This window comes from Luteibacter yeojuensis (assembly GCF_000964085.1).
In the GTDB taxonomy this organism is placed as follows: Bacteria; Pseudomonadota; Gammaproteobacteria; order Xanthomonadales; family Rhodanobacteraceae; genus Luteibacter; species Luteibacter yeojuensis_A.
The window spans coordinates 1-19,684 of record NZ_JZRB01000018.1 but is presented as its reverse complement, the minus strand read 5'-3'; the positions used below and the strand labels follow the sequence as shown (position 1 = coordinate 19,684).

The 19,684-nt window shown below is 63.2% G+C and carries 21 protein-coding genes and 1 pseudogene; 11 read left to right on the top strand and 11 right to left on the bottom strand.

Annotated features, from left to right (window positions below):
• Positions 1-12: 12 nt before the first annotated feature.
• Positions 13-927: a DNA-binding protein gene (locus tag VI08_RS09115; protein ID WP_084621388.1), complete on the bottom strand. Its 915-nt coding sequence runs from the start codon at positions 925-927 to the stop codon at positions 13-15.
• 104 nt (positions 928-1,031) lie between these two features.
• Here VI08_RS09115 and VI08_RS09110 point away from each other — a divergent pair, with 104 nt between their 5' ends.
• Positions 1,032-2,120, top strand: coding sequence for a site-specific integrase (locus VI08_RS09110; protein ID WP_045829269.1), 1,089 nt, complete (start codon positions 1,032-1,034; stop codon positions 2,118-2,120).
• Positions 2,121-2,203: 83 nt separating this feature from the next.
• On the opposite strand, the gene VI08_RS21705 is transcribed toward VI08_RS09110, so the two are convergent.
• Complete coding sequence (locus tag VI08_RS21705; RefSeq protein ID WP_157006518.1) at positions 2,204-2,587, bottom strand: hypothetical protein; 384 nt, start codon at positions 2,585-2,587, stop codon at positions 2,204-2,206.
• Between VI08_RS21705 and VI08_RS21230 the strand changes: the two genes are divergently transcribed.
• Positions 2,509-2,820, top strand: coding sequence for a trehalose-6-phosphate synthase (locus tag VI08_RS21230; RefSeq protein WP_084621387.1), 312 nt, complete (start codon positions 2,509-2,511; stop codon positions 2,818-2,820). The two genes, VI08_RS21705 and VI08_RS21230, sit on opposite strands and share 79 nt — an antisense overlap.
• Before the next feature lie 132 nt (positions 2,821-2,952).
• Positions 2,953-3,261, top strand: coding sequence for a hypothetical protein (locus VI08_RS09105; protein WP_045829268.1), 309 nt, complete (start codon positions 2,953-2,955; stop codon positions 3,259-3,261).
• Between the two features lie 1,165 nt (positions 3,262-4,426).
• Here the strand turns inward: VI08_RS09105 and VI08_RS09095 are convergent.
• The 3 genes and pseudogenes from VI08_RS09095 to VI08_RS09085 all read right to left on the bottom strand — a co-directional run.
• Positions 4,427-5,117: pseudogene (locus tag VI08_RS09095) on the bottom strand (ATPase domain-containing protein); the annotation flags it as partial.
• Positions 5,118-5,577: 460 nt separating this feature from the next.
• On the bottom strand, positions 5,578-6,012 hold the full coding sequence (locus VI08_RS09090; protein ID WP_045829380.1) for a pyridoxamine 5'-phosphate oxidase family protein: 435 nt from the start codon (positions 6,010-6,012) through the stop codon (positions 5,578-5,580).
• A gap of 5 nt (positions 6,013-6,017) precedes the next feature.
• Positions 6,018-6,542, bottom strand: coding sequence for a DUF4142 domain-containing protein (locus VI08_RS09085; protein ID WP_045829266.1), 525 nt, complete (start codon positions 6,540-6,542; stop codon positions 6,018-6,020).
• 188 nt (positions 6,543-6,730) lie between these two features.
• Here VI08_RS09085 and VI08_RS22515 point away from each other — a divergent pair, with 188 nt between their 5' ends.
• The gene (locus VI08_RS22515) at positions 6,731-6,958 is read left to right on the top strand and encodes a DUF2188 domain-containing protein (RefSeq protein ID WP_198148890.1); all 228 of its coding nucleotides are present in this window, start codon (positions 6,731-6,733) and stop codon (positions 6,956-6,958) included.
• Between the two features lie 131 nt (positions 6,959-7,089).
• A complete protein-coding gene (locus tag VI08_RS09080) occupies positions 7,090-7,419 on the top strand; it encodes a hypothetical protein (protein ID WP_157006513.1) in 330 nt (109 codons plus the stop codon).
• Positions 7,420-7,632: 213 nt separating this feature from the next.
• On the opposite strand, the gene VI08_RS09075 is transcribed toward VI08_RS09080, so the two are convergent.
• Entirely contained in the window at positions 7,633-9,252 is a 1,620-nt protein-coding gene (locus tag VI08_RS09075) for a histidine kinase famiy protein (RefSeq protein WP_045829264.1), read from the bottom strand.
• A gap of 399 nt (positions 9,253-9,651) precedes the next feature.
• Between VI08_RS09075 and VI08_RS21225 the strand changes: the two genes are divergently transcribed.
• The gene (locus VI08_RS21225; RefSeq protein WP_084621386.1) at positions 9,652-9,828 is read left to right on the top strand and encodes a CsbD family protein; all 177 of its coding nucleotides are present in this window, start codon (positions 9,652-9,654) and stop codon (positions 9,826-9,828) included.
• Between the two features lie 317 nt (positions 9,829-10,145).
• On the opposite strand, the gene VI08_RS09070 is transcribed toward VI08_RS21225, so the two are convergent.
• Complete coding sequence (locus VI08_RS09070) at positions 10,146-11,804, bottom strand: methyl-accepting chemotaxis protein (RefSeq protein WP_045829263.1); 1,659 nt, start codon at positions 11,802-11,804, stop codon at positions 10,146-10,148.
• Between the two features lie 144 nt (positions 11,805-11,948).
• Between VI08_RS09070 and VI08_RS09065 the strand changes: the two genes are divergently transcribed.
• Positions 11,949-12,266, top strand: coding sequence for a hypothetical protein (locus tag VI08_RS09065; protein ID WP_045829262.1), 318 nt, complete (start codon positions 11,949-11,951; stop codon positions 12,264-12,266).
• Positions 12,267-12,321: 55 nt separating this feature from the next.
• Here the strand turns inward: VI08_RS09065 and VI08_RS22010 are convergent, their stop codons facing one another.
• Positions 12,322-12,525 (bottom strand): hypothetical protein, encoded by a 204-nt coding sequence (locus VI08_RS22010; RefSeq protein WP_045829261.1) that lies wholly within the window; start codon positions 12,523-12,525, stop codon positions 12,322-12,324.
• Positions 12,526-12,710: 185 nt separating this feature from the next.
• Between VI08_RS22010 and VI08_RS09055 the strand changes: the two genes are divergently transcribed.
• A complete protein-coding gene (locus tag VI08_RS09055; protein WP_045829260.1) occupies positions 12,711-13,040 on the top strand; it encodes a hypothetical protein in 330 nt (109 codons plus the stop codon).
• Positions 13,041-13,520: 480 nt separating this feature from the next.
• On the opposite strand, the gene VI08_RS09050 is transcribed toward VI08_RS09055, so the two are convergent.
• A complete protein-coding gene (locus tag VI08_RS09050) occupies positions 13,521-13,733 on the bottom strand; it encodes a hypothetical protein (RefSeq protein ID WP_045829259.1) in 213 nt (70 codons plus the stop codon).
• Between the two features lie 533 nt (positions 13,734-14,266).
• Here VI08_RS09050 and VI08_RS22005 point away from each other — a divergent pair.
• The 3 genes from VI08_RS22005 to VI08_RS09030 all read left to right on the top strand — a co-directional run bounded on the left by VI08_RS22005 (position 14,267) and on the right by VI08_RS09030 (position 16,922).
• Complete coding sequence (locus VI08_RS22005) at positions 14,267-14,581, top strand: hypothetical protein (protein WP_198148889.1); 315 nt, start codon at positions 14,267-14,269, stop codon at positions 14,579-14,581.
• Positions 14,578-14,790, top strand: a complete 213-nt coding sequence (locus VI08_RS22000) for a KTSC domain-containing protein (RefSeq protein ID WP_045829257.1) — start codon at positions 14,578-14,580, stop codon at positions 14,788-14,790. The genes VI08_RS22005 and VI08_RS22000 overlap by 4 nt, the downstream gene beginning before the upstream one ends.
• Before the next feature lie 1,733 nt (positions 14,791-16,523).
• Positions 16,524-16,922: a hypothetical protein gene (locus tag VI08_RS09030; RefSeq protein ID WP_045829255.1), complete on the top strand. Its 399-nt coding sequence runs from the start codon at positions 16,524-16,526 to the stop codon at positions 16,920-16,922.
• A gap of 1,098 nt (positions 16,923-18,020) precedes the next feature.
• Here the strand turns inward: VI08_RS09030 and VI08_RS09020 are convergent.
• Both VI08_RS09020 and VI08_RS09015 read right to left on the bottom strand, forming a co-directional pair.
• The gene (locus VI08_RS09020) at positions 18,021-18,254 is read right to left on the bottom strand and encodes a hypothetical protein (RefSeq protein WP_157006507.1); all 234 of its coding nucleotides are present in this window, start codon (positions 18,252-18,254) and stop codon (positions 18,021-18,023) included.
• A gap of 754 nt (positions 18,255-19,008) precedes the next feature.
• Positions 19,009-19,260 carry a hypothetical protein gene (locus tag VI08_RS09015; RefSeq protein ID WP_045829252.1) on the bottom strand — a complete coding sequence of 84 codons (252 nt, stop codon included), beginning with the start codon at positions 19,258-19,260 and terminating at the stop codon, positions 19,009-19,011.
• Positions 19,261-19,684 lie beyond the last annotated feature (424 nt).

The window sequence follows — 19,684 nt, the reverse complement described above, 5'->3', positions numbered from 1 at the left end:
GCGGCACCGCCGCTACCCCTTTGGGAGTTTGGCTGCTCGTGACTTCTTGGGCTTGGCCGGCGGCCGGGACACGGGCTGAGTGCGTTTTCGGCGCGATTTGGGGGCCGGCGCCGGCTTCGCCCGCAGCGCCTGGAGAGCGGACCGGGCTACGGCGGCGTCCTGCTTTGCCTCGGCAAGCGCTTGGGTCAGGAGCGTCTGTTTCTCGGCGGCTGCGGTCTCGCTGGCTTGCGATGCCCGGCGTAAGGCCTCCAATTGCTTGCGCAGCGCAACGCTTTCCTGACGCCCTCGGTCCACCTCGGCGTGGGCCCGTTCTTCTACCGAGCGGATGTAGTCAGCCTGACGACGGCGCTCCTGCACCAGCTCATCGTCACGGCGCTGCAGATGGGCCAGATGTTCGGCCAATGCCGCCTGATGTTGGGACGCTTGCTCTACGGCAGTGTTTCGTTGCGTCTGCAGGCTAGAGATGGTCGCCTTCAGTTGCTCCACCAGCGCCCCTACGTCGCAAAGGCGCCGCTCGGCGGCGTGCAGAGCCGTTTGGGCTAGGCCGGCGTCGATACGCGCCTGCTCGGCAGCGGCGCGCAGTGCCGCCGATTCTTCGCCCAGCGCATCCTGCTCGAGGCTCAGTTGGGCGCGGTCACTGGCCAGTTCAGCCTCGACGACTGCGCGCGCACTGGCGAGGGCGCTTTCCCACAGCTGCGAGGCCAGGTCGGTGACCACGGACGGTGCATGGGGTACGGCCGCACTGCCCCGCTTTGCCTGCAGTCTCTCACCGAGGCTGGGCCACCAGCTCTCGAGGTGCCGTACCACGGTGTTGGGTGAACCGGTGCCCAGAAAGCCTCGCACGCGTTCGACGGTCGGTCGTTCGCCGGCGCCAAGCAGCGCATCCGCCGCGTGATGAACTTCTTTTTCGGTGATGCCTCGTGCCATCAGAGGTTCTCCACGATTGACCGCCCTGCCCTTTGATTTCGTACTCGCGATAAGTGATGATTATCGCGGGTAGATGCCCTATTTCGTAGTATATATTACATAGTATGAAAGATATTTCCACGATACCGAGCCTCGCCCAACCGGCCGCCAGCCTGGCACTGCCGATCCACTTGGCCCAGCAAGCCGCCGATGCCGTGCGCGAACTGCTCGCCGAGGCGGCGGCCGACAACACCACGCGTAGCTACGCCAGCGCCCTGCGCTATTGGGCTGGCTGGCACGCGGCGCGCTATGGCGTCGACATGACGTTGCCGGTGCCGGAAGCCACGGTGCTGCAATTCGTGGTCGATCACGTCGTGCGCCGTTCCTCCGACGGTGAATTGGTTTGGGAGTTGCCGCCGTCCGTTGATCAGGCTTTGGTCGCGGCCGGCCTCAAAGCCAAGCGCGGTCCATGGACGCTGGCGACAGTTCGCCATCGGGTCGCCGTGCTGTCTACGGCGCACCGACTCAAACACGTGACCAATCCCTGCGAACAGCCGGCCATCCGCACGGTGCTCAGTCGGGCCGCCCGCGCCGCGGTTAAGCGCGGGGAACGCCCACGCAAAAAGACCGCCATCACCATAGCCGAGCTCGAAGCCATGCTAGCCACCTGTGACGACAGCATCGAGGGCTTGCGCGACCGTGCCCTGCTCTGCTTTGGCTTTGCCAGCGGTGGGCGCCGACGCAGCGAAGTCGCGGCCGCGGATTTGCGCGACCTACGCCGAATCGGGTCGCAGGGTTTCATCTATCGGCTGGAGCACAGCAAGACTCAGCAGGCCGGCGTGACTCCCACCTCGACACCCGATAAACCAGTCCTCGATCGGGCCGCCCGAGCGCTAGAGGCTTGGCTGGCTGCCGCTGGCATCATCGAAGGGGCAATTTTTCGGCGGCTATGGAAACAGCGGGTGGGCCCTGCCCTCTCCCCGGCCGCGGTGGGCGAGATCGTGCAACGAAGAGCTCGCTTGGCCGGGCTGGAGGGCGACTTTGGAGGGCACAGCCTGCGATCGGGGTTCGTGACCGAAGCGAGCCGTCAGGGTGTCGCGCTGCCGGCAATTATGCAACTGACTGAACACCGATCGGTTTCGAGTGTGATCGGCTACTTTCAAATGGGCGGTGCCACAGAGAATCCCGCTGCTCGCCTCCTTGAAGACGGTTAAGCCGCATTGATTTCAAAGATACGAGCGGGTTGCGGCGCGCGTGGGGCTGCGCGCACGGAGTGCTCAGAATGCCTAGAAGTTCGTCATGTTCGCGAGGCGACACGAACCGCGGTGCGGATATCGGCAATGCGCGCGCCGCTGCTGCGCAAGGTTCGCCGCAACTCGTTAAACACGGAGGCATGGCCGGTTGGGTCATGGAGCGTCAGGATCACGGTGAACGGTATACCTTCGTCCGGAAACTTAACGTCGGTACGACATAGCGAGTCCACGACCAGACGCCGCTGCGAGGATTTGACCTTGGCGCGCGGGAAGGCCTGCTCGAAGCGCTTAATCGGCCACCACTTGCGCCCGTGATCAAGTAAGTGCTTCTCGTAAACCTTGCCTTCCAATTTTAGATGCCCACCCAGCTGACTTCGCCGGTGGGCTCTCCCGGTTTGCAGGCGCAGCGAAGGAGAAAGACGCAGCACAGCTGGTCAATCCGTCCGACCTCGATGAGGTCTCCGGAGCTGTCCAGCGGGCCTTGGCCATGCCCTTGAAGGAACGCCGCACGCGCTGGCGGGCGTTGATGAACGTGCTGGAGGCCAACACCATCACGACCTGGCGCACCCGCTTTCTCGATGCGCTCAAATCGAGCGCGCAACCGGCATCAGGCCTTTCGCGCGTGGCAGCGACACCTGACCTGACGACAGCGCGAGTTTGATCGCCCCGAGCAGCTGGTGGGCGCTCGCCGCTGCCGCTGGGGCAGGTTGCCGTCCGCTTCACGGCCTACCCGCGAGCATGCGGATTAGGCATTGATGCTCCAGCTCTGTCGCTGCCCTGACCCTCCTGAATTATGACTGCCCTGTCACAAAACTCCGCCATCCAGCGCCTGGTCGAGCAGACCATTGGCCTCGCCCAAGCCATGCGCCTCGCCGACCACGGCCGGGCTGTGGAACTTGCGTCCGACATGCGCGATGGGGCATGGGCGGCAGGGTTGAGCGCGCTTGGGGCAACAGCCGGCGCGTTGGTGGGCCACCTCACCGATGGGCGCTCCTCAATGGCGGTCTGCGAGGTGGCATTGGACGCCTTTTTTACCGAGTTGCAATTGGTTAGTGCCGCACACCGGTCTGACGCGAGCCGCGCGGCCTTCCTTCTGCCCTAGCGCCTGTCTTGCTGCATTTTCCAATCTCACTGCCTGGGAGCCCAGCCCGGGCTGGTCTCGCACACACTGCATCCGAGCAGGCAAAGGGAACGTATTCGCCGTGTTGGCCCCGCCCCCGAGGACGTGATGGACCTGACGCAAACCCATGCAACCTTGGACTGGCTCGTTGTCGGGGCGGAGGCGGCCAAGGGAAACCTTGGCGATGGACCGGTCAATGCAGGACTCACCATTTCGTGCGTCACTATCTAGCCGGACGCCGTGCGCCATCTTGTGGCGTACTCGAGAGTACGGGCAATTCTTCTATGTTGCGGCAGTGACATGGAGGTTGAGCGGATGGAGCGCCAGGCGCGGGCCATGCAGCCAGGCATTTGCGTCTATCTTCCCGGTGGCAGCGCATCGGGGCTCGACCACCTGCCCCTGACGGCGCTCGATGACCTCCCCGGCCTTTGTTTGCCGTAACTGTGCATTTTTTCACCTCCCCTTCCGGTGTCGGGCGGCATCCTCCGCGTCCCACCCACCGGACTGTCGCACGTGGTCTTCTCCAGCCCCACCCCGCCGGCCGACGCCCGTGCACCGCGACACCGTTGCTTGCTCCGCCTGCTCGAAAGCCTTAGAGGCGAAGGCTCGGGGAGCCTGCGCTCCCAGGCCGAGCGGGTGGGCCTCCCCGTGGGGGCGTTGCGGAACTTCCTTGCCGGATTCCCCATCCCGGACGACATCGCGCGGGACATCGAGTGGACCATGCACTTGCCGGAAGGTTGGTTGGATGGCTCGCCCGTCGAGCCACAGGAGCGGTCGGGCATGGCCCCGCCAAGGGCGGTTTCGTCGCTCACGGCACCGAACGGGTCCGCCCCACCCAAGTGAAGTGACAGGTCGTTCCATTCTTGGTCTCTGGTGCGCGCCGTACCGGTCTTGCATGCCCAGCAACGGCAGTGCGGCATCCGGGTCAAGGATCATTTGGGACTCTCGTCCCCCTCAGCCGTCCTGCATCAAAGGCTCGAGGATAGCCCAGCATGCGTTTCGCAACGGCCGCGTCTGCGGGGACAGTTGGGTCGTGTGTGCTGACCACGGTGTGATTTCAGCGGCGATCATCGACGGGCTCGGCCACGGCTCACCCGCAGCCGAAGCTTCCGATTCAGGCACCGGGGCTATCCTCGATGCCCCCCGCTCGGATCCGGTCGGTGAGAAGGGCCATATCGTGATAACCCGCGATGAAATTGACACCGCGAAGTTTCTGGACCTGCATGCGCCGACGCGCCGCACCGAAGTCCAGGGTAAAACGTTCCAGCGACAGGACGCCATGGCACTGGCTGTGGAGATGGGCGTCGCGCTCCCCACCCTTCCCGGTCAGGTCATCGACGAGCAAGACGGTGACGTTGCGTGGTTCAAAGAACTGCTTGAGCGACAAAACCTGCCGGCGGTAGCGAACGGCGTCCTAGGCGAGGAGCCGGAGCTCGGAGAGCGAGTCGAACACCACGCGTGTGGGCTCGATGCGCTCGACCTGCTGCTGGATGAGGTGGGTGGTGCCGTCGAGTTCGACTTCCCAAGGATGATGCACCGACTGCTGGCGACCGTCCCCCAGGACCTCTCGGCAGCGGCGAGCTCGAACAGATCAATGCCGTCGAGTGTCCAGCCGTGGGACGCTGCCACGTCGCTCAGCTCATCCGCTGTTTCCGACAAAGTCGCGTACAAGCAGCGCTCGCCGAGTCGCACACCTCCTGAAGGTACTGGAGCGCCAGGGTGGTCTTGCCCGAACCCGGCTGACCTTCAAGCAGATAAAGGCGATTGGAGGGGAGCCGTCCCCTGAGGATGGCATCGAGTCCCTGGATGCCGGTGGTGCTACGGGGGAGTGGGTGCATCGGCAGCCTTCCTCAGTCCGGGGTGTGGCCCAACGAATCGGGAGAAACACGCAGGCTGCCTTCACGGACGTCAATATTTTGTGCGCAAATATTGTCGTTTGAGGCGCTGCTCGTTTTCAGGTCGTGTATGGAAGCCTGACTGCAAAAAAACAGCCCCGAGGGTCGGGGCTGCGAAGGCCGACAAAAGGGGACGTGCCAGCGAGGAGAAGCGAGCGTCGGGCATCTGCTCCGGAGCATCCCAAGCAAAAAACAGGCACGCCTTGCGGTGTGCCTGAAGGGAGCCAGGTGATGCCTAAGGTTTCGAACTGATTGTCGGAGGCGCGGCATCAACGACAGGTCGATGTCATGCCAAAGCGGCGAAGAGGCTGCTGAGGCGTGTTGCGGTCCAGACGCTGCTATCCTTGACATCGCGCAGCACCCGTGGGCCCGGGCGGGCTGCGCTGTCCGACCAGGAACTCTCTTACAAGGTGATCTCGCCCTCTTCCATGCCTTCCCACCAAGTGATTCGGTGCGCATGGACCTTAAGCATCACGATGCCGGGGGTCTCCACGCCGTGCTCAAACCAACGGTCGAGTTCCTTGTGCCAGTGTTCCTGCATCAGGGCCTTGTCGCGGATGAGCTCACCTCGACCCTCGACGGCCACAAACAGCGGTGGCTTGCCGAGCAATGACTTGGCGCCAGTAAACGACAATGCCACCACTGGGTTGGCTTCGATTTCGCTCACGAAATGCGTTGCTTCAAAGCCGAAAAACCAGCTGTCTCCATCGTATTGGACATCGCCATTGTTGCTCATGGGACGACCGGCGATTTCCCCGTTGGCCGAATAAGTCTGGAGCATCGCAAAGTCGATGCTCGCCATGGCCTTGGCCAGGTCTTTGAGGGTGCGGTTCGTCATGACGGTCACTTCGCGGCCGGGAGCTTCTGGGCCATCTCAAGATGGTGCTTGAGCGTCGGCAGGGTCTTTGTGGCGAAAGCCTTCAGATCCGCGTCTTTCCCGTTGGTCGACTCCCTGGTGAACAGCTTAATAACCTTTTGATGGTCCGCGACCATTTTTTTCTTGAAAGCCATGTCGAACGCTGCTCCCTTCTGTCCCGCCATCTGGTCGGCAACCTTGGCGTCAGCCGGCATCGGCTCGCTCGACACCGGAATCGATTTCCCGGCTGCGATGGTCTTCAGCTCCTCGCCGGCGGCGGCGTGGTCATCCACCATGTTCTTGCCGAACGTCTTGACGTCATCCGATCCACCGTTCTCGGTGGCAAGCTTGCCCAGCTTTACTTCAGCGAGCCCGGCCGCGCTCGCTGCCTTGACGAAGGACGCATCGGCCTGGCTACCCGTTGATGCGTTCGCTGTCTGGGCGATGGCACCCCCACTTGCGAGCACGAGACAGCTGGCAAACAGGGACATTCTGAACTTTGAGCGCGTCATGACCTTCTCCCATGGGATGGAAGGGTCGGTGTGACACGAAGGGAATCAAGACGCTGTCTACGGCGAGTCACATTTAGTTTCGAGAAGAAACAACGGGTGAAACGTCTTCACAATCGTGTGCATGCGTTTGACACACGAGACGACCGTGCCGGGCATAGTCCTTGAGCCTCGCCTCAGACCGCTCGCCGATGCTTGTCTTTGACATCCCGCTGCACCCACCGCACCAGACGTGGCATATCGCGACACCTGGCGGGAGCCATCGAACGTTTGAGGCGCGTCATGACGCAGTGGCTTTTGCTGCGAAGCTTGCGGCAAGGCTCGACGGGGCTGCAGGTCGGGCATACCTCAGCATTGAGGGGGAAGATGGAAAGTGGCGGTTGTTTACGCCTGACCTGAAAGCGCCTCTCCAAACATAGACCACTTTTGGCCTGCTGCAAGATGGAGTCTTCAGGCCGACTAGGCGCTTGCGATGGCTGGCCCTCATTTGCTGACCATCCAACCACGTTCCGTGCCCTCCTCCGTCACGGGCCCCAGATTACACACGGGAGTGACGCTCAAGGACTGGAGAATCCCGATGCTGTTTTACCAGCGCTTCTTTCCCCACCTGTTGCGCGAAGTCGGAGACGACCGGTACGAGCTTCTCAATGCCTTGGGTCATCCGGTGGGCCTCGCGGGCCCAGCGCCCGGGTCGCACGTGACCCGGTTTGTCTTGAAACTCGAGCGGCACCACATCGCCGAACTCGAAGCGCTGGGCGCGCGGATGACGATGAGCGGCATCGAACTGTTTGCCGACTCAGATGACCCGAACAATACCGGCGCTGCCTTTTCCGATTACGCCAACCGGCTCCAGGTACTCTCCGACCTAATCATCGGGTAGGCAGACGTGGCCGCAGCGCGTCAGCTATCTCCCGGGGGAGCACGAGGGGACAGGAGCAAGGGCGCCCCGTCGAGCAGACGGCTCGGCGACGGCCTCGCCCCTGCCTTTCCTACCGGGCACTCCAAATGCCGGATTTCATGCCCGGGATGACGGCTCATCGACATGGTATCCCATTCTGGGGGTCAGTCTTAATCGCGCCACGAGGCATGAGGCTCAACTGATACCGGTTGGCCCGTCAAGGACAAAGCGAATCTTCCGCAGCAGGTCCATGCGGGAGTAGGGTTTGTTGAGCACATCAAACGCAATGCCGCCTGCGTCTGTGCGCTCGACCGACTGGGAGGCGTAGCCAGTGGTCAGGAGGACCTTCAAGCCGGGCCGCACCGCACGTGCCTTCCGTGCGAGGGCCACACCATTGAGGTCGCCGGGCATGACGATGTCGGTGAAGAGCACATCAAATCCGCCATCCCTTTCCAACGTTCGCAAAGCTTCCTGGGGGTCGGTCAGAGAGAGGACCTGATAGCCGTGCGATTCGAGGATGGTGTGGGCGAGCTCCGCGAGGTCATGGCGGTCGTCGACAACAAGGACGCGTTCATGGCCCGAGCGGTCCGCTGCCCGGTCGATGCGACTGACGGACTGAGCGCTTCGTCCATCGTCGGTTTCAACGGCCACAGGGAAGTACATGGTGACTGTCGTCCCCTCGCCCTCCGTGGAGGTCAGACCCACAGCGCCGCCGGACTGCTTGGCAAACCCGTAGACCATCGACAACCCGAGCCCCGTCCCCTTGCCCTCTTCCTTCGTCGTGAAAAAAGGATCCATCACGCGGGCGGCCACCTCGGGCGGCATGCCCATCCCGTTGTCGATGACGTCAATGGCCACAAAGTCCCCACCGCGCGTCGAGAGTTCCCCTTGGTTGTTGACCTCCAGAGGAGTGGCATTGCGCGAGCGGATGACAAGGCGCTTGCCGGGCCGACCGTCCATCGCGTCCCGCGCGTTGATGGCGACGTTGAGGAGGGCGACCTCCAGTTGCGTTGGGTCAAGTCGTGCATTTTTCGTCGTCGGCGAAAGCTCGAGGTCAAGTTGGATATCCGCACCGATGGACCGGGCGAGCATGTCTTGCATGTCACTGACCACCTGGTTTGGGTTGACGACACGGCCTTGCAGGGTCTGCTTGCGGGAAAACGCAAGAAGCTGGGAAGTCAGGGTCGAGGCGCGCTTGATACCGGCACGCGCCCCTCCGATGAATCGCAAAAGCTTCTCGCGGTCGATGTCCGGTTTACCGAGACCGAGCTCGACGGACTCGACATAGCCAATCATCAACTGCAGGAGATTGTTGAAGTCGTGGGCGATGCCTCCCGTCAGCTGGCCCAGGGCTTCCATTTTCTGCGCCTGGCGAAGTGCGTCTTCCGCATCCCGGCGACGACTGACATCCAGCTGGGAGGCAAAGAAAAAGACGACTTCCCCGTTTCCGTCGTAGACAGGGGAGATGAAGAGCGCGTTCCAGAATGTGCTCCCGTCTTTCCTGTAGTTGAGAATCTCGGTGGCAATCTCCTGATTCGCGGCCACGGCGTCACGGATGGCCGAAATGGTCACCCGGTCCGTGCCAGGGCCCTGCAGCAGACGGCAGTTGCGGCCAATGAGCTCCTCGCTCGTGTATCCGGTCATGCGCAGGAAGGCCGGGTTTGCGAACATGATGGGATTGTCCCGGCGCCTCGGGTCCGTGACTATCATCGGCATGCGCGTGGTTGAAACGGCCGCAAAGAAGATATCGCTGCCGGGGTGGTCGACGCCCTCGTACTCAATCCGGGTCGGCACACGCGATGTCGGGTCACTCATGGGGATCTCCTCGTCGAGCGCGGGATTGTGAGGACCTCTTTGGGAACGATGGATGAAAGGGCGAAGCGCCGCATATGGCTTCGTTCACGCTGCCCATCAGCCAGAACCGGCCATCATTCCCTCTCTCCTTCAGGCTCGCCCCTTGAACACCCAATTGTCCCACGCCCGAGCGCAAAGCGTGCCCGCCCTACCCCGCCGGCAGTGACGATCGCGCGTCTACGGTCTCTCAGTGAGGGGGCCCCATGCCCGCCCTGCTGACGCTGACCACTGGCGAGCGGGCATGCTTCGCGGTGCGTGTTCGAGCGTGGATTCTTGCGTGAAGCGCGCCTTGATGACATTTCGACGCCGTGCTGCGGCCCCCGGAAAGACAGTGCTGCCACCCAACCCTGAGGATAAATCATGGACAAGAACCGCACCGAAGGCACGAAGCACGAAGTCAAGGGCGCTGTGAAGGAAGTCGCCGGCAAGGTCACCGGCAACAAGGCGAAGGAAGCCGCAGGCAACATCGAGAAGAACGCTGGAAAGGTGCAAAAGGAAGTTGGCAAGGCGGCTGACGACGCCCGCAAAGGCAAGTGAGCGTAGGCTTCTAAAATTTGAGGGCGCCTTCGGGCGCCCTTTCCATTTCTAGTCGGGAATTAGGACGGCAGAAGTCATCAACGCAAGACTGCCCATCGCAACAGTGTGTCTTGTACCGTCGGTGGCGGATAGGTGTCATTTCGGTAGCCCGACACGGTTTTTCGAAACGACTGGAACAGAGCGCGCGAGGCACGAAGGCTTCGAACCATGCCATGAGCGGAAAAGCGCCCACGGCAAGCGCATGCCGGCGGCTGGGCGCACTGCACATAATGCCCAGACCCCAGCGCGCAACCACACCGGCGCCCGCAATTGCCTCGTCAAAACTCACGCCATGCTGATTCGACCGTGGCCAACGTGGGCGGCGGAGGGGCGACTCTCATTTTAGGTGCGTGGACGGGGAGCGCTGAAGGCGGCGGGCCGTGAGCAATGCGCTCGCTGGCGTCGCCTGCAAAGCGGAAGACGGCGACCTGGGTCATCAACCCCTCAGCCAGCTCGCTCGCCTGCTGACTGGCAGCACTCGCCTCTTCGACCAGCGCGGCGTTTTGCTGGGTGACGGCATCGAGTTCGGTGACCGCAGTGTTGACTTGATCAATGCCTGCCGCCTGTTCGGCACTCGCGGTGGCAATTTCAGTGACGAAGCTTGCTACTTTCACGGCTGCGCCCTGCATTTCCGACAGCGCAGCAGTTGTCCGTTCGAGGAGGACCGCCCCTTCCTCGACCCGCTCACCGCTGGACGCAACGAGCCCCTTGATGTCCCTGGCTGCCACGGCGCTTTGCTGGGCGAGACGGCGGACTTCTCCTGCGACCACCGCGAACCCCCGGCCCTGCTCGCCCGCCCTCGCAGCCTCCACGGCCGCATTGAGGGCAAGCAGATTGGTCTGGAAGGCAATCTCGTCGATGACTGCCACAATCCCTCCGATTTCCCGGCTCGCGGCACTGACCCGCCCCATTGCCTCCGAGGTTTCCCCAGCCAACCCACGGGTGGCCGACGCCTGAAGGGAGAGTTGTTCGGCAAGTCCCCGCGCTGCCGCCGCAGACTCGGCGTTCTGGCGCACCGAGGCGGTCATTTCCTCCATCGAGGCGGCCGTCTCTTCAAGGCTTGAGGCCTGCTCCTGGGTTCTCGACGACAGCTCATCGTTCCCGGCGGCAATGTCCCGGGCCGCCGCACTGACCTGCGCGGCGTTGTCCCGGACCTTGCGGACAATGCCGGCAAGGGTCGCGTCCATGGCCACCAAGGAGCGCAGGGTGTCACTGACCTCGTCTCTGCCCCTCACCTCAAGGGTATGCCCCAACTCGCCCTCACTTATCGACGCGGCCAGTTCCCGCGCCTGCACCAGTGGCCGCATGATGGAGCGGGCAAGGAAGAGGCCAGCGATGACCAGACCCAGCCCGCCCAAAACGACAACAAGGGAGACCGTCAGGATGGCCGCCTTTTCCCGGCGCTGGGTTTCAACATAGGCAACCGCCGCTTCGTCCACGTTGGCCTTGACGATGGCTTCGATGGCCCTGGATTCCTCCGTGAAGGCCGGACCCACGGTGTCCAGCATGAAGGCCACCGCCTCATCATGGCGCCCGCTGGCCATCACGGGTTCGAGTTGGGCCTTGGCGACGCGGGCACGATCGCGGGCCTTGAGAAACGCTTCGGCGGCTGCGCGTTCCTGGCTCGACGACACCATGGCCGGGTAGTAGTGGGCCCAAAGGGCGTCCATGCGACGAACGGCCCCGGCATTGCTGGCCTTCTCTTCGGCAGCGGCCTCCACGGTGCCTTTGAGCAACGCGCGGTTGAGGCCCGTGCGGTTGTCGTTGAACAGGTCGCGGATGGCCGTAACGTCGACGATGGGGATGAGTGAGCTCTGATACAGGTCGTCGAGTTGCCGGCCAGTCTGGCGAAGCGCAAAAAGCCCCGCTGCACCAACACCCAGGGCGATCAGGACGGCAGAGACGACAAGGACGATGATGCGCTGGCGAACGGTCATGGGAATTCCTAGCGGGTACCTAATTATCGGCGCCCGCGTGCCGGCCTGAAGACAAAATGACAAAATTGGTATTTTCGTTCATGCGCGATTTACTCGGACACGTTCGAGTCGGCGACTGTCGCCTGCTGTCGTACAATTGAACGTATGGCAACTGATTCCCGCCCCCGTCCACCGACCCTCCTTGGCCTCGTCTCCCTGGGCCTGGAAATGACGGTCGACGCGGCGAAGGCCGGCGATTTTGCGGGGGCCCGCATGAGCCTTGCGCACGTGCGGGAGCTGGCCACGCGGCCGGCCCTTGGCAGTCTTCGGCCGGCCCTGAAGCTTCTCGCCGGGGTATTGGGCGGCCCCGAGCCCCGGGAGATGGACTGGCGGGTGGCCTTTGATGCCGTTTGGCGCGCGGTCGAGTCGATGGGGACGAAGCCTGCTGTCGAAAATCCCTATCACCGGCCTGGAAATCACTGAGCGCCGGGCAGCTTCGGACCAATATGAAAGCGCCCGCGTTTGCGGGCGCTTCGGCTCACCTGTTGTTCTGACCGGGCTCTTTTTCTTTCCGGCCGCCGCCGGGTTGGTCATCCCGCCCGGGCTGCGTCTGTCCCGAGTCCTCCCCGGGTTGACCGCCCTGCCCGGGCTGCTGGTCCTTGCCGGGCTGGTTGCTTTGCCCCGGCTGACCTTGCCCTTGGCCCTGCTGCTGGTTGTCCCGTGACCCTTGCTGCTCGCTCATGGCACACCTCCGCTGATGGGAGGCTCATGAAGCGCCGATGTACGTGACGGCGCCGGATTGTGGTCGTTATCCGGCGGTGAGGGTCTTCACACGGGTGAAGAACCCAGCAGTTGTAGCGGCGTCCCGACTTGAGCCGGACGTCCTGTTCCGCGACCATCTCCGTGCGCCACACAGGGGAGCATTGCGTGGAACGGGTACTGGTCGTGGCCTACAGGCCGAAGGAAGGCAAGCGGGAGGAGCTCCTTACCCTGCTTGCAAGTCAACACACCCATGCGCGAAGCCGGGGCGCCCTTGGCGAACGAAGACCGCTCCTTTGCGAGGCCACAAACGGGGAGGTGGTTTTCATCGCTGCCCTTGCAGCAGGCTCACCCGTCGATGCCCTGTTCGAGGACGAGGTGTTCCAGGACATCAACGCACGAATCGCCAGCATCGCCACGGTCACGCCCATCCGCACAATCGGCGAGGCAAGTGCCACGTTCATGGATCTCGCGATGCTTCCGACCAGGGGCGGCTGAGTGCGTTCGTATCGTCGTCACGTCTGCACAGGGTTCGCCCGAGCATGTCATACGGGCCGTTGACAGAATATCCGGGACTCTACCGGTCCGCCGCCCGGATTTGCCCATGACCTACCCGCCTGATGAAGCGCCTCGCTGTCTGCTTGTCGAAGACGATCCGGCGGTGTCGGGCGTGTTCGAGCTCATTCTCGCAGATGGGGGATTTCGGGTCAGCCGTATCGCGGCGTCCGAACCGGACGCCATCAACGCCATCATCAATGCGCGTCCCGACATTGCCCTCCTCGACATCGACATCGAAGGGGGGACTCGCTCGGGGTTGCCACAGCACTGCTTGCCAAAGACGTCCCCGTGGCTTTCGTCTCCGGGCATCCCCGCACGGTGTTGCCCTCCCCCTGCTCCACGTTTCCCTTCGTGCAAAAGCCCGTGACACGCGATGTGCTGCTCGGGCTCGCCCACGCGCTTGCGCAGACGAGGCTTTGACTATTCGCGGATGATTTGCCAAGTGCCATCGGCACCTTCCTGCCGCACCTGAACGTCGAAGCCGAGTTGTTCGAGCGCCCGGGCGCGGTCACAGGCGGCGTGCATCGCGACAAGGCCGTCCCGGAACGACTCCCCGTCCCTTCCGTCTTCGGACACATGCCATGCGTTGCCAGGCTGTGAGGGGTGAAGGATGAAGATGCGGACGAGTGACATGTGGTGCTTTCAAATGGGGTGGGTGACAAGGGTAATGGCCCGAGTGCCACCCGTTCAAGGATTGGCGCCCGGCTCACCGCCTGAGGCAGGCGAGTTTCAGGCTCTGATGTCCGCTGCGAGAAAGTTCGCGACGAGCGCACCTCCGTCGACCTATCCCTGCTGACATGACAACGCGCCAGCAGCGAGAGGGGCGACTTCACATGGCCCACGTCATTTGCCGAAAAACCGCCTATCGCAAGCGAGCGCGTCATGGTCCGATGGAGACCTCCGACCCGGGACGCCCGTGCATCCGCTCACACCACCCTTGTTGCTCGCCCTGCAGCAGCTGTCGGACACAGGGCGTCTGGCCCAAGGCTCACTGAATCCGACAGCCTGTCGGGGGCTTTTTCAGCTTGGGATGGCCGTCGAAGACGGTGGCTGGTGGAAAATCACCCCGCGCGGGCAGAAAGCCTTGGACGGAATGGCGGACGGGGATGTCGACCGTGGCCGGACTGGACAAGCATGGACGCCGTGACCTTGAGGACGCTGTGTGCATGAACGACGAGGCGGACAATGACTGGTATGTGGTTGTGCGCGCCGACGGTGCCATTGTTGCTTCGACGAGCAATGCAGCAGGGGCTGAAGCGGTCCGTGCGGCCGCCGAGCGTGACACCAAAGCTGTGCACTACTGCCTGAGGGCCACTCAGGCGCTCGCGGAGGCGTTCATGGACGTAGGCTGGCGAATGGAAATCGTCAACCGGAATGGGGTGTGGGAAGCGTGTGCCGTCGTGGACACTGGGTCGCTCGCCCCACTCCAGGGGTGCATTTCGCGCAAGGTGCACACGGTCCCGGTCGACAGCCAGTCGTGAAGCGGGAAAAGGTGGAGTCCTCCGTCATCGCCGCTGTTGGATACGATGCCGATTTGAAAGTGCTTGAACTTAAATTCACCTCGGGTGCCTGCTACCGGTACACGCAGGTCGACGAGCTTTTGCATGCGCGGTTGATGACCGCACCGTCCCTTGGCCGCTTTTTCGACCGCGAGATACGCGACCTGAAACCTTCCGAGCAGATTGGCTAAAACCCATATCCGACTATGCGACGGGTCCCGGGAAGAACGCTTTTCATCTGTGCTGGAATGGCGGCGCCCTGCTCGACCGGGTGCCTCACGCGCAGTACGATGACGCCATGGACAGGTTGAGCGATGTGGAGCGTGCGGCCGTTGCGGCCCTCTCCTTTCAAAGCATCAGATTGGGGCACGCCGTCTTGCTCGGCGAGTTCGACCTTGCGCGGACCCATCTGGACACCATCACTTCGAGCACCCAGTCGCCGGGGCTGTTCAAGGTATGGCTATGCGCCTGTGCCGTGAAAGCCCATCTCGGCCCGGCCGGGGGCCTCCCGCTCGCCGGGTACGGAGAAGCCTTGCTGAGACTCGCTTGCCAGCTAGACCGGCATCTTCGCGGCTGGGCTGCGGGGCACAGCGCTGAACCCAGCGCCTAATCACGCGAACGTCAACAGCACCGCGTTGCGTTGAACTTCCCTTACGGCGCAGGCAACCTCAAGGCTGAGATGGCCTGGACACGCGCCAGCCCGTCCTTCGGCCACACCTCGAAGATGGTTTGCGGGCCCGCGCACAGCCAGCCGAGCGGACGGACGCGGGTCGCCGACGTGAACCGGGCATTGCGATTCAACGCTGCGGCACATCAGCCCGATTGCGGGACCAGCTGCACGGGTTGGTCCGTAGCTCTTGAACAACCCCATCCGGCCAGGGGATGCAAAGGCCAGTCCTCGCCGCGCGGCCTGGTCACAGCCGCAGTCCCGGCGACGTAAGGGAGGCAGCCGGGCGCGCGTGCCTACGTTACCTTGCACTTCTCTCAAAGACGGTCACGATGCCGCGTCCGTTTTGCAGCCGGCGAGGCTGCCTCGCCCGCTCCCGAGAACGCCGTGACCACGCATGGCAAACCCGGTGCGCGCTGTTCAGTCGCTCAACGAATGACGGAGCAAAGCACTGCGTTGTCGCATGCCATCGGCCGGAAAAACTGGGCTATTGCCCTCAGAGCGCAGGACATCGCGGATGTGGGGGGGGCGCATGCCTTGCCAGGCGCTGCGGTGACCGCTTGTTGCTTGCCATGCATCTCAATGGTCCATCGGCAACAGGCTAGGACATCGACCGGGCGCTCGACAAGCTGTTCAGTGAGGCACGCCAGTGGTGCCGGCGCCATGCGTTTTAGCGGGAAAAAAATCCGGCGGGTGCGTATGTGTGCCCCCCGGAGAGCCCTGGGATTGGCCAATCAAAACAGGGAGCCAGCCTACCCGTTGACGAGCGCATCGCCGCCGTCGGGGTGGGAGGGGGTGGGGTCGTCGATGGGGCGGCCGCCCTTTTGGGGGTCATCCGGTGATGGTCTGGTCGGCGGTGCATCCGGCGAGGGGGGCGTCTCGTCCGGCGAGGAGGGGTCGCGCGTGGGTTCTGGCTCTTGACCTGGAATGACGTTCATGGGTGTTGTCCTGTGCCGGAGACCCACGTTCACCTTCCATCCGTGACGAAAACAGACAGCAATGTATTTGTGGCGCTCACATCCGTGATGGGCCTATGCCACCTTGAGGCGCAGCACCCGGCATACGGCCCAACATCACCCGAACGCTGCAACCGGGCACAACGGCGCAATCCTCGCGTCCCCGCGACCGTGGTGCCCGAGTTCTTCAGAACTGGCGGGTGCACTGACTGGGCTCCCCCGGTCGCTGACTTGCCCGCAGCGAGGCTCAAGTCCAGCGTGGGACAGCCGATACCTGTCCAACCCGACAGGATGCGACACGATGGACCTTTCAGAGCGAATCGCTGTCGAAAACGCCAGACTGCACCGCATCACGAAGCAACTTTCGCTGACGGTATCCTGTGTGTTGACCATCCCCAGCCTGCTTTGCATCCTGGCTTACTGCTGGCCGAGAAGCGATGCTGGCCTCGCTCTCGTTGCCGCCAGGCTGACCGTCACCGGCCTCTCGCTTTTCGCGCTCGGCGGCCTTCTTGTCGCGGCGCTGCTCTTTCGCACATACGGCAACCGCCACCTGATGCATCAGATGATACTAAGCGAGGCGCTGGGCGCCGCCCGGAGCGGGATGTCAGGGGTGCCAAGGCAAGGGGAAACCGTGGAAGCGCAAGATGCCAGCCCGGGAAATCCATGGCACGCGGCAGGCGCCGACGCCTGCAAGCCATAAATCGCCCGGCCAAAAAAAGCCGCTCCGAAGGGAGCGGCATTGAAAACCGGACGTTTCTGGGAGAAGAGCCGGAGGCACACTGTACCGGCCAGCGGCGTTGCGGCGCTGTGAACCTGGCCTCGTACGGCTCGGCGGGTCGGTGGCGACAGAGACAGGGCGACAGTCACATCTGGATTCGGAACAAGGGCGTCGTCAGCGCCATCGCCACTTGTCTGAATCAATGATTGTCTCCATGCCAAGCCGGACTGCTGCACTGATGGCGAACTCACCGTCCCCTTCTCGCGGCGACAGGCTGCCGCTCGGCGTGCTGACTACGTCACCGCGCCGATAGACCGTCCCCGCCCAGAGTATCCACCCACCGCTTGACCTCTCCCAGCGCGCGCGGTAGTCAAACGTGTCGCGACGGCCGATGAGCCAATTTAGCGCTGGCACGTTCTCGCTCCCATCGGTCAGCCCACCCCGGACGTCTCGTCGCGCCAGATGGATATCGCATCCTCCGTCGCAGTCTGGACCGCAATGTGCGCATCAACCGCAAAACCGGACGGTGGCGGTGCTTCACCACCGATTCGTCCGACTGCATTCCCGCCCTGGTAGAGGGTCGCGGACCAGACGCAGCCACCGCCTGTCATCAACGCCCAGCTGCCTTCGTACTCAAAGCCTGCATGCTCGCCCGAATATCCCGCCATTGCGGTCCCTCCTGCTTGCGTTGCCTGATGGTGCGCGCACCGGGAGGTTCCGGCAAGGGGTCGCAAACGACAGACCCAAGGTGTCAGCCCCCCCACAAACCGTGGAGCGTTCCGTGAATTCTGGATAGCCATCAGTGGGGGCGGGTTGACGTGCTTGATTGCATAAGCCAACGAGTACCCGGGAAGTCGTAGAAACGTGGTCGGTCTTCGGGACGGATCGCACGCGCTTCGTGTTGTCGAAGCTGGCGACCTGGTGCTCTTTCCCGGTGCAGCCCTGCGCTCGGTCATCCATCAAGCCGCCAGTCATCTTGTCCCGGACGAAGGCCGCCGCTCCAGCTCGCCTGCGCTTGATATCCGCGACTGGATTGAGGAGCGTTCTGGCGGCGCTAGCTGCCTGTCGACCGCCCCCTCATCATTCATCAAGGAGGCCGACATGGGCATGGTCCATCCAGCCGACGGGTCGTTGCATGGACCACTCCATCTCTCTTGCCATTGCGTCATCAATGACCATACCGCGCATCAGTGCCCGCAATTGGACTCCGCTTATCCCTGCCAAAAGCTTGCCGCTCGTATCCCAAGCGTCCACGCCCTCCGTGGAGAGCGTTGCCATCAGCAAGCGCAGGTTGCCCCGACGGATGGCCTGCAACGAGGGATCCACTGGCTGCACGTCTACCTTTCCCGGCCGTGAGATGACGATCGATGCCCACCCGTGCCCACTCTCCCACCCTGACCATGTCTGTCGCAACCCGGTGGCCAAGCCTTGCCCTTGTCGCTCAAAGCGGTCAGCGGCGCCAGGACACGTGCGCAACGCGAATCCCCTTCCCATGCGAGCACGTGGGCCCGGCCATCCGCCTTTCGCGGACGCTTCCACCGCCAACGAATGACGGGTTCACAAGACGGCATATGAAATACCCATTGACCGGGTTGAACGCGCACGCAAGGTCCGGTAGCGCACTGTAGCCGTCCGGTTATGGACCCAGCGACAACACGCGTGCAAAGTCACTTCAAGCGCCGCACCGCAACGTGCGGCTTTTTGTTTAACGGAGAAGCGCGCGCCCAAGACCCGGGCGCACGCCAGAAGCCTTTCCATGGCCAGTAGGGGAGCCTCCCCTCACGAGAAGGCCTTTGCGATTCTCACGAATGGCCGTAGCACTCTAACGCGGATGCCTCCGCCAGTGAACCCTGCCAGATGGGACAGGACTGGGCCGTTTCGCCGCATCGAGGCGTGGTGGCCCTTCCCCGCCGGCGCGCGCCTTGCTTGACGCAGGCCGCCGGCACTGCCCATGCTCCTGCCGTGAAACATCAGGCCCGGCCTGACTCATCCCAGCCGTCCAGGCGGGCGAGCAAGCAAGTTGCGCCCGGTCGTCCAAGGCGCTTTTCAGCAACGTTGGGCTGGCAGCCTAGTCGCCATCATCCTGACGGGATTCATCAAGCCAGCCGCGACGTCGGTTTGCCACCCACTCCACGTGACGCGCTTCGTGCTCCCGGATGTCACAACGACCTTCCGTCATCGCTTTGAGGTCGTCTGGCCGGAACTCAAACAGTGCGGCAAGTTGCTCAAAGGTCGTGATGCCTTCGGTACGGAAGTCGTCCATCAAGGCCTGCAGGTTTGCACGACGGCGTTTTTGCAGGAGCTCGCTGGCATGGGACATGTTTCGCACAACCGGGACTTCAGTAGCCGTGAGAGTATTGGATTCCCCGACTGCGTAACGGGAGCCGGCGCACATGTGTGAAACGGGCAAGCTGCTTTTTTTCGGGTCGAAGACCTGGTGAAGTCGCCTGCGCTGTCCCCGCCGGGACCCGGATTGTCGTCCAGAAGCCGGCCAGTTAGCGTTTGTGCAATTCGGAACAGGAACTGTCCCTTCGATGCCTCAATCGGGCCACCTTTCCGCAAACCGCCATGAACTGACCGAGGGATGACCGCATGCATGCATTCACGCGGCCCATCCGCCGTGAGCGGTCATCATCCCCGCACTCTCTCCAGGCGCCCTTCTTGAACGCCCAGCAATCCGACACCCGCCCCCCCCCCGGACGCCGCCCCTTCGCCCAACCTGCATTGCCGGGCCGCTTGATGTG

Bases quoted from the DNA above. Each gene is read 5' to 3' on its own strand.
- VI08_RS09070 (WP_045829263.1), bottom strand. From the start codon at position 11,804: ATGACCGTTCGCCAGCGCATCATCGTCCTTGTCGTCTCTGCCGTCCTG.
- VI08_RS09075 (WP_045829264.1), bottom strand. From the start codon at position 9,252: ATGAGTGACCCGACATCGCGTGTGCCGACCCGGATTGAGTACGAGGGC.
- VI08_RS22005 (WP_198148889.1), top strand. From the start codon at position 14,267: ATGAACGACGAGGCGGACAATGACTGGTATGTGGTTGTGCGCGCCGAC.
- VI08_RS09115 (WP_084621388.1), bottom strand. From the start codon at position 927: ATGGCACGAGGCATCACCGAAAAAGAAGTTCATCACGCGGCGGATGCG.
- VI08_RS22010 (WP_045829261.1), bottom strand. From the start codon at position 12,525: ATGAGCGAGCAGCAAGGGTCACGGGACAACCAGCAGCAGGGCCAAGGG.
- VI08_RS09015 (WP_045829252.1), bottom strand. From the start codon at position 19,260: ATGTCCCATGCCAGCGAGCTCCTGCAAAAACGCCGTCGTGCAAACCTG.
- VI08_RS09065 (WP_045829262.1), top strand. From the start codon at position 11,949: ATGGCAACTGATTCCCGCCCCCGTCCACCGACCCTCCTTGGCCTCGTC.
- VI08_RS22515 (WP_198148890.1), top strand. From the start codon at position 6,731: ATGCTTGTCTTTGACATCCCGCTGCACCCACCGCACCAGACGTGGCAT.
- VI08_RS09110 (WP_045829269.1), top strand. From the start codon at position 1,032: ATGAAAGATATTTCCACGATACCGAGCCTCGCCCAACCGGCCGCCAGC.
- VI08_RS09085 (WP_045829266.1), bottom strand. From the start codon at position 6,542: ATGACGCGCTCAAAGTTCAGAATGTCCCTGTTTGCCAGCTGTCTCGTG.
- VI08_RS09050 (WP_045829259.1), bottom strand. From the start codon at position 13,733: ATGTCACTCGTCCGCATCTTCATCCTTCACCCCTCACAGCCTGGCAAC.
- VI08_RS09030 (WP_045829255.1), top strand. From the start codon at position 16,524: ATGGACCTTTCAGAGCGAATCGCTGTCGAAAACGCCAGACTGCACCGC.
- VI08_RS09090 (WP_045829380.1), bottom strand. From the start codon at position 6,012: ATGACGAACCGCACCCTCAAAGACCTGGCCAAGGCCATGGCGAGCATC.
- VI08_RS09105 (WP_045829268.1), top strand. From the start codon at position 2,953: ATGACTGCCCTGTCACAAAACTCCGCCATCCAGCGCCTGGTCGAGCAG.
- VI08_RS21225 (WP_084621386.1), top strand. From the start codon at position 9,652: ATGGACAAGAACCGCACCGAAGGCACGAAGCACGAAGTCAAGGGCGCT.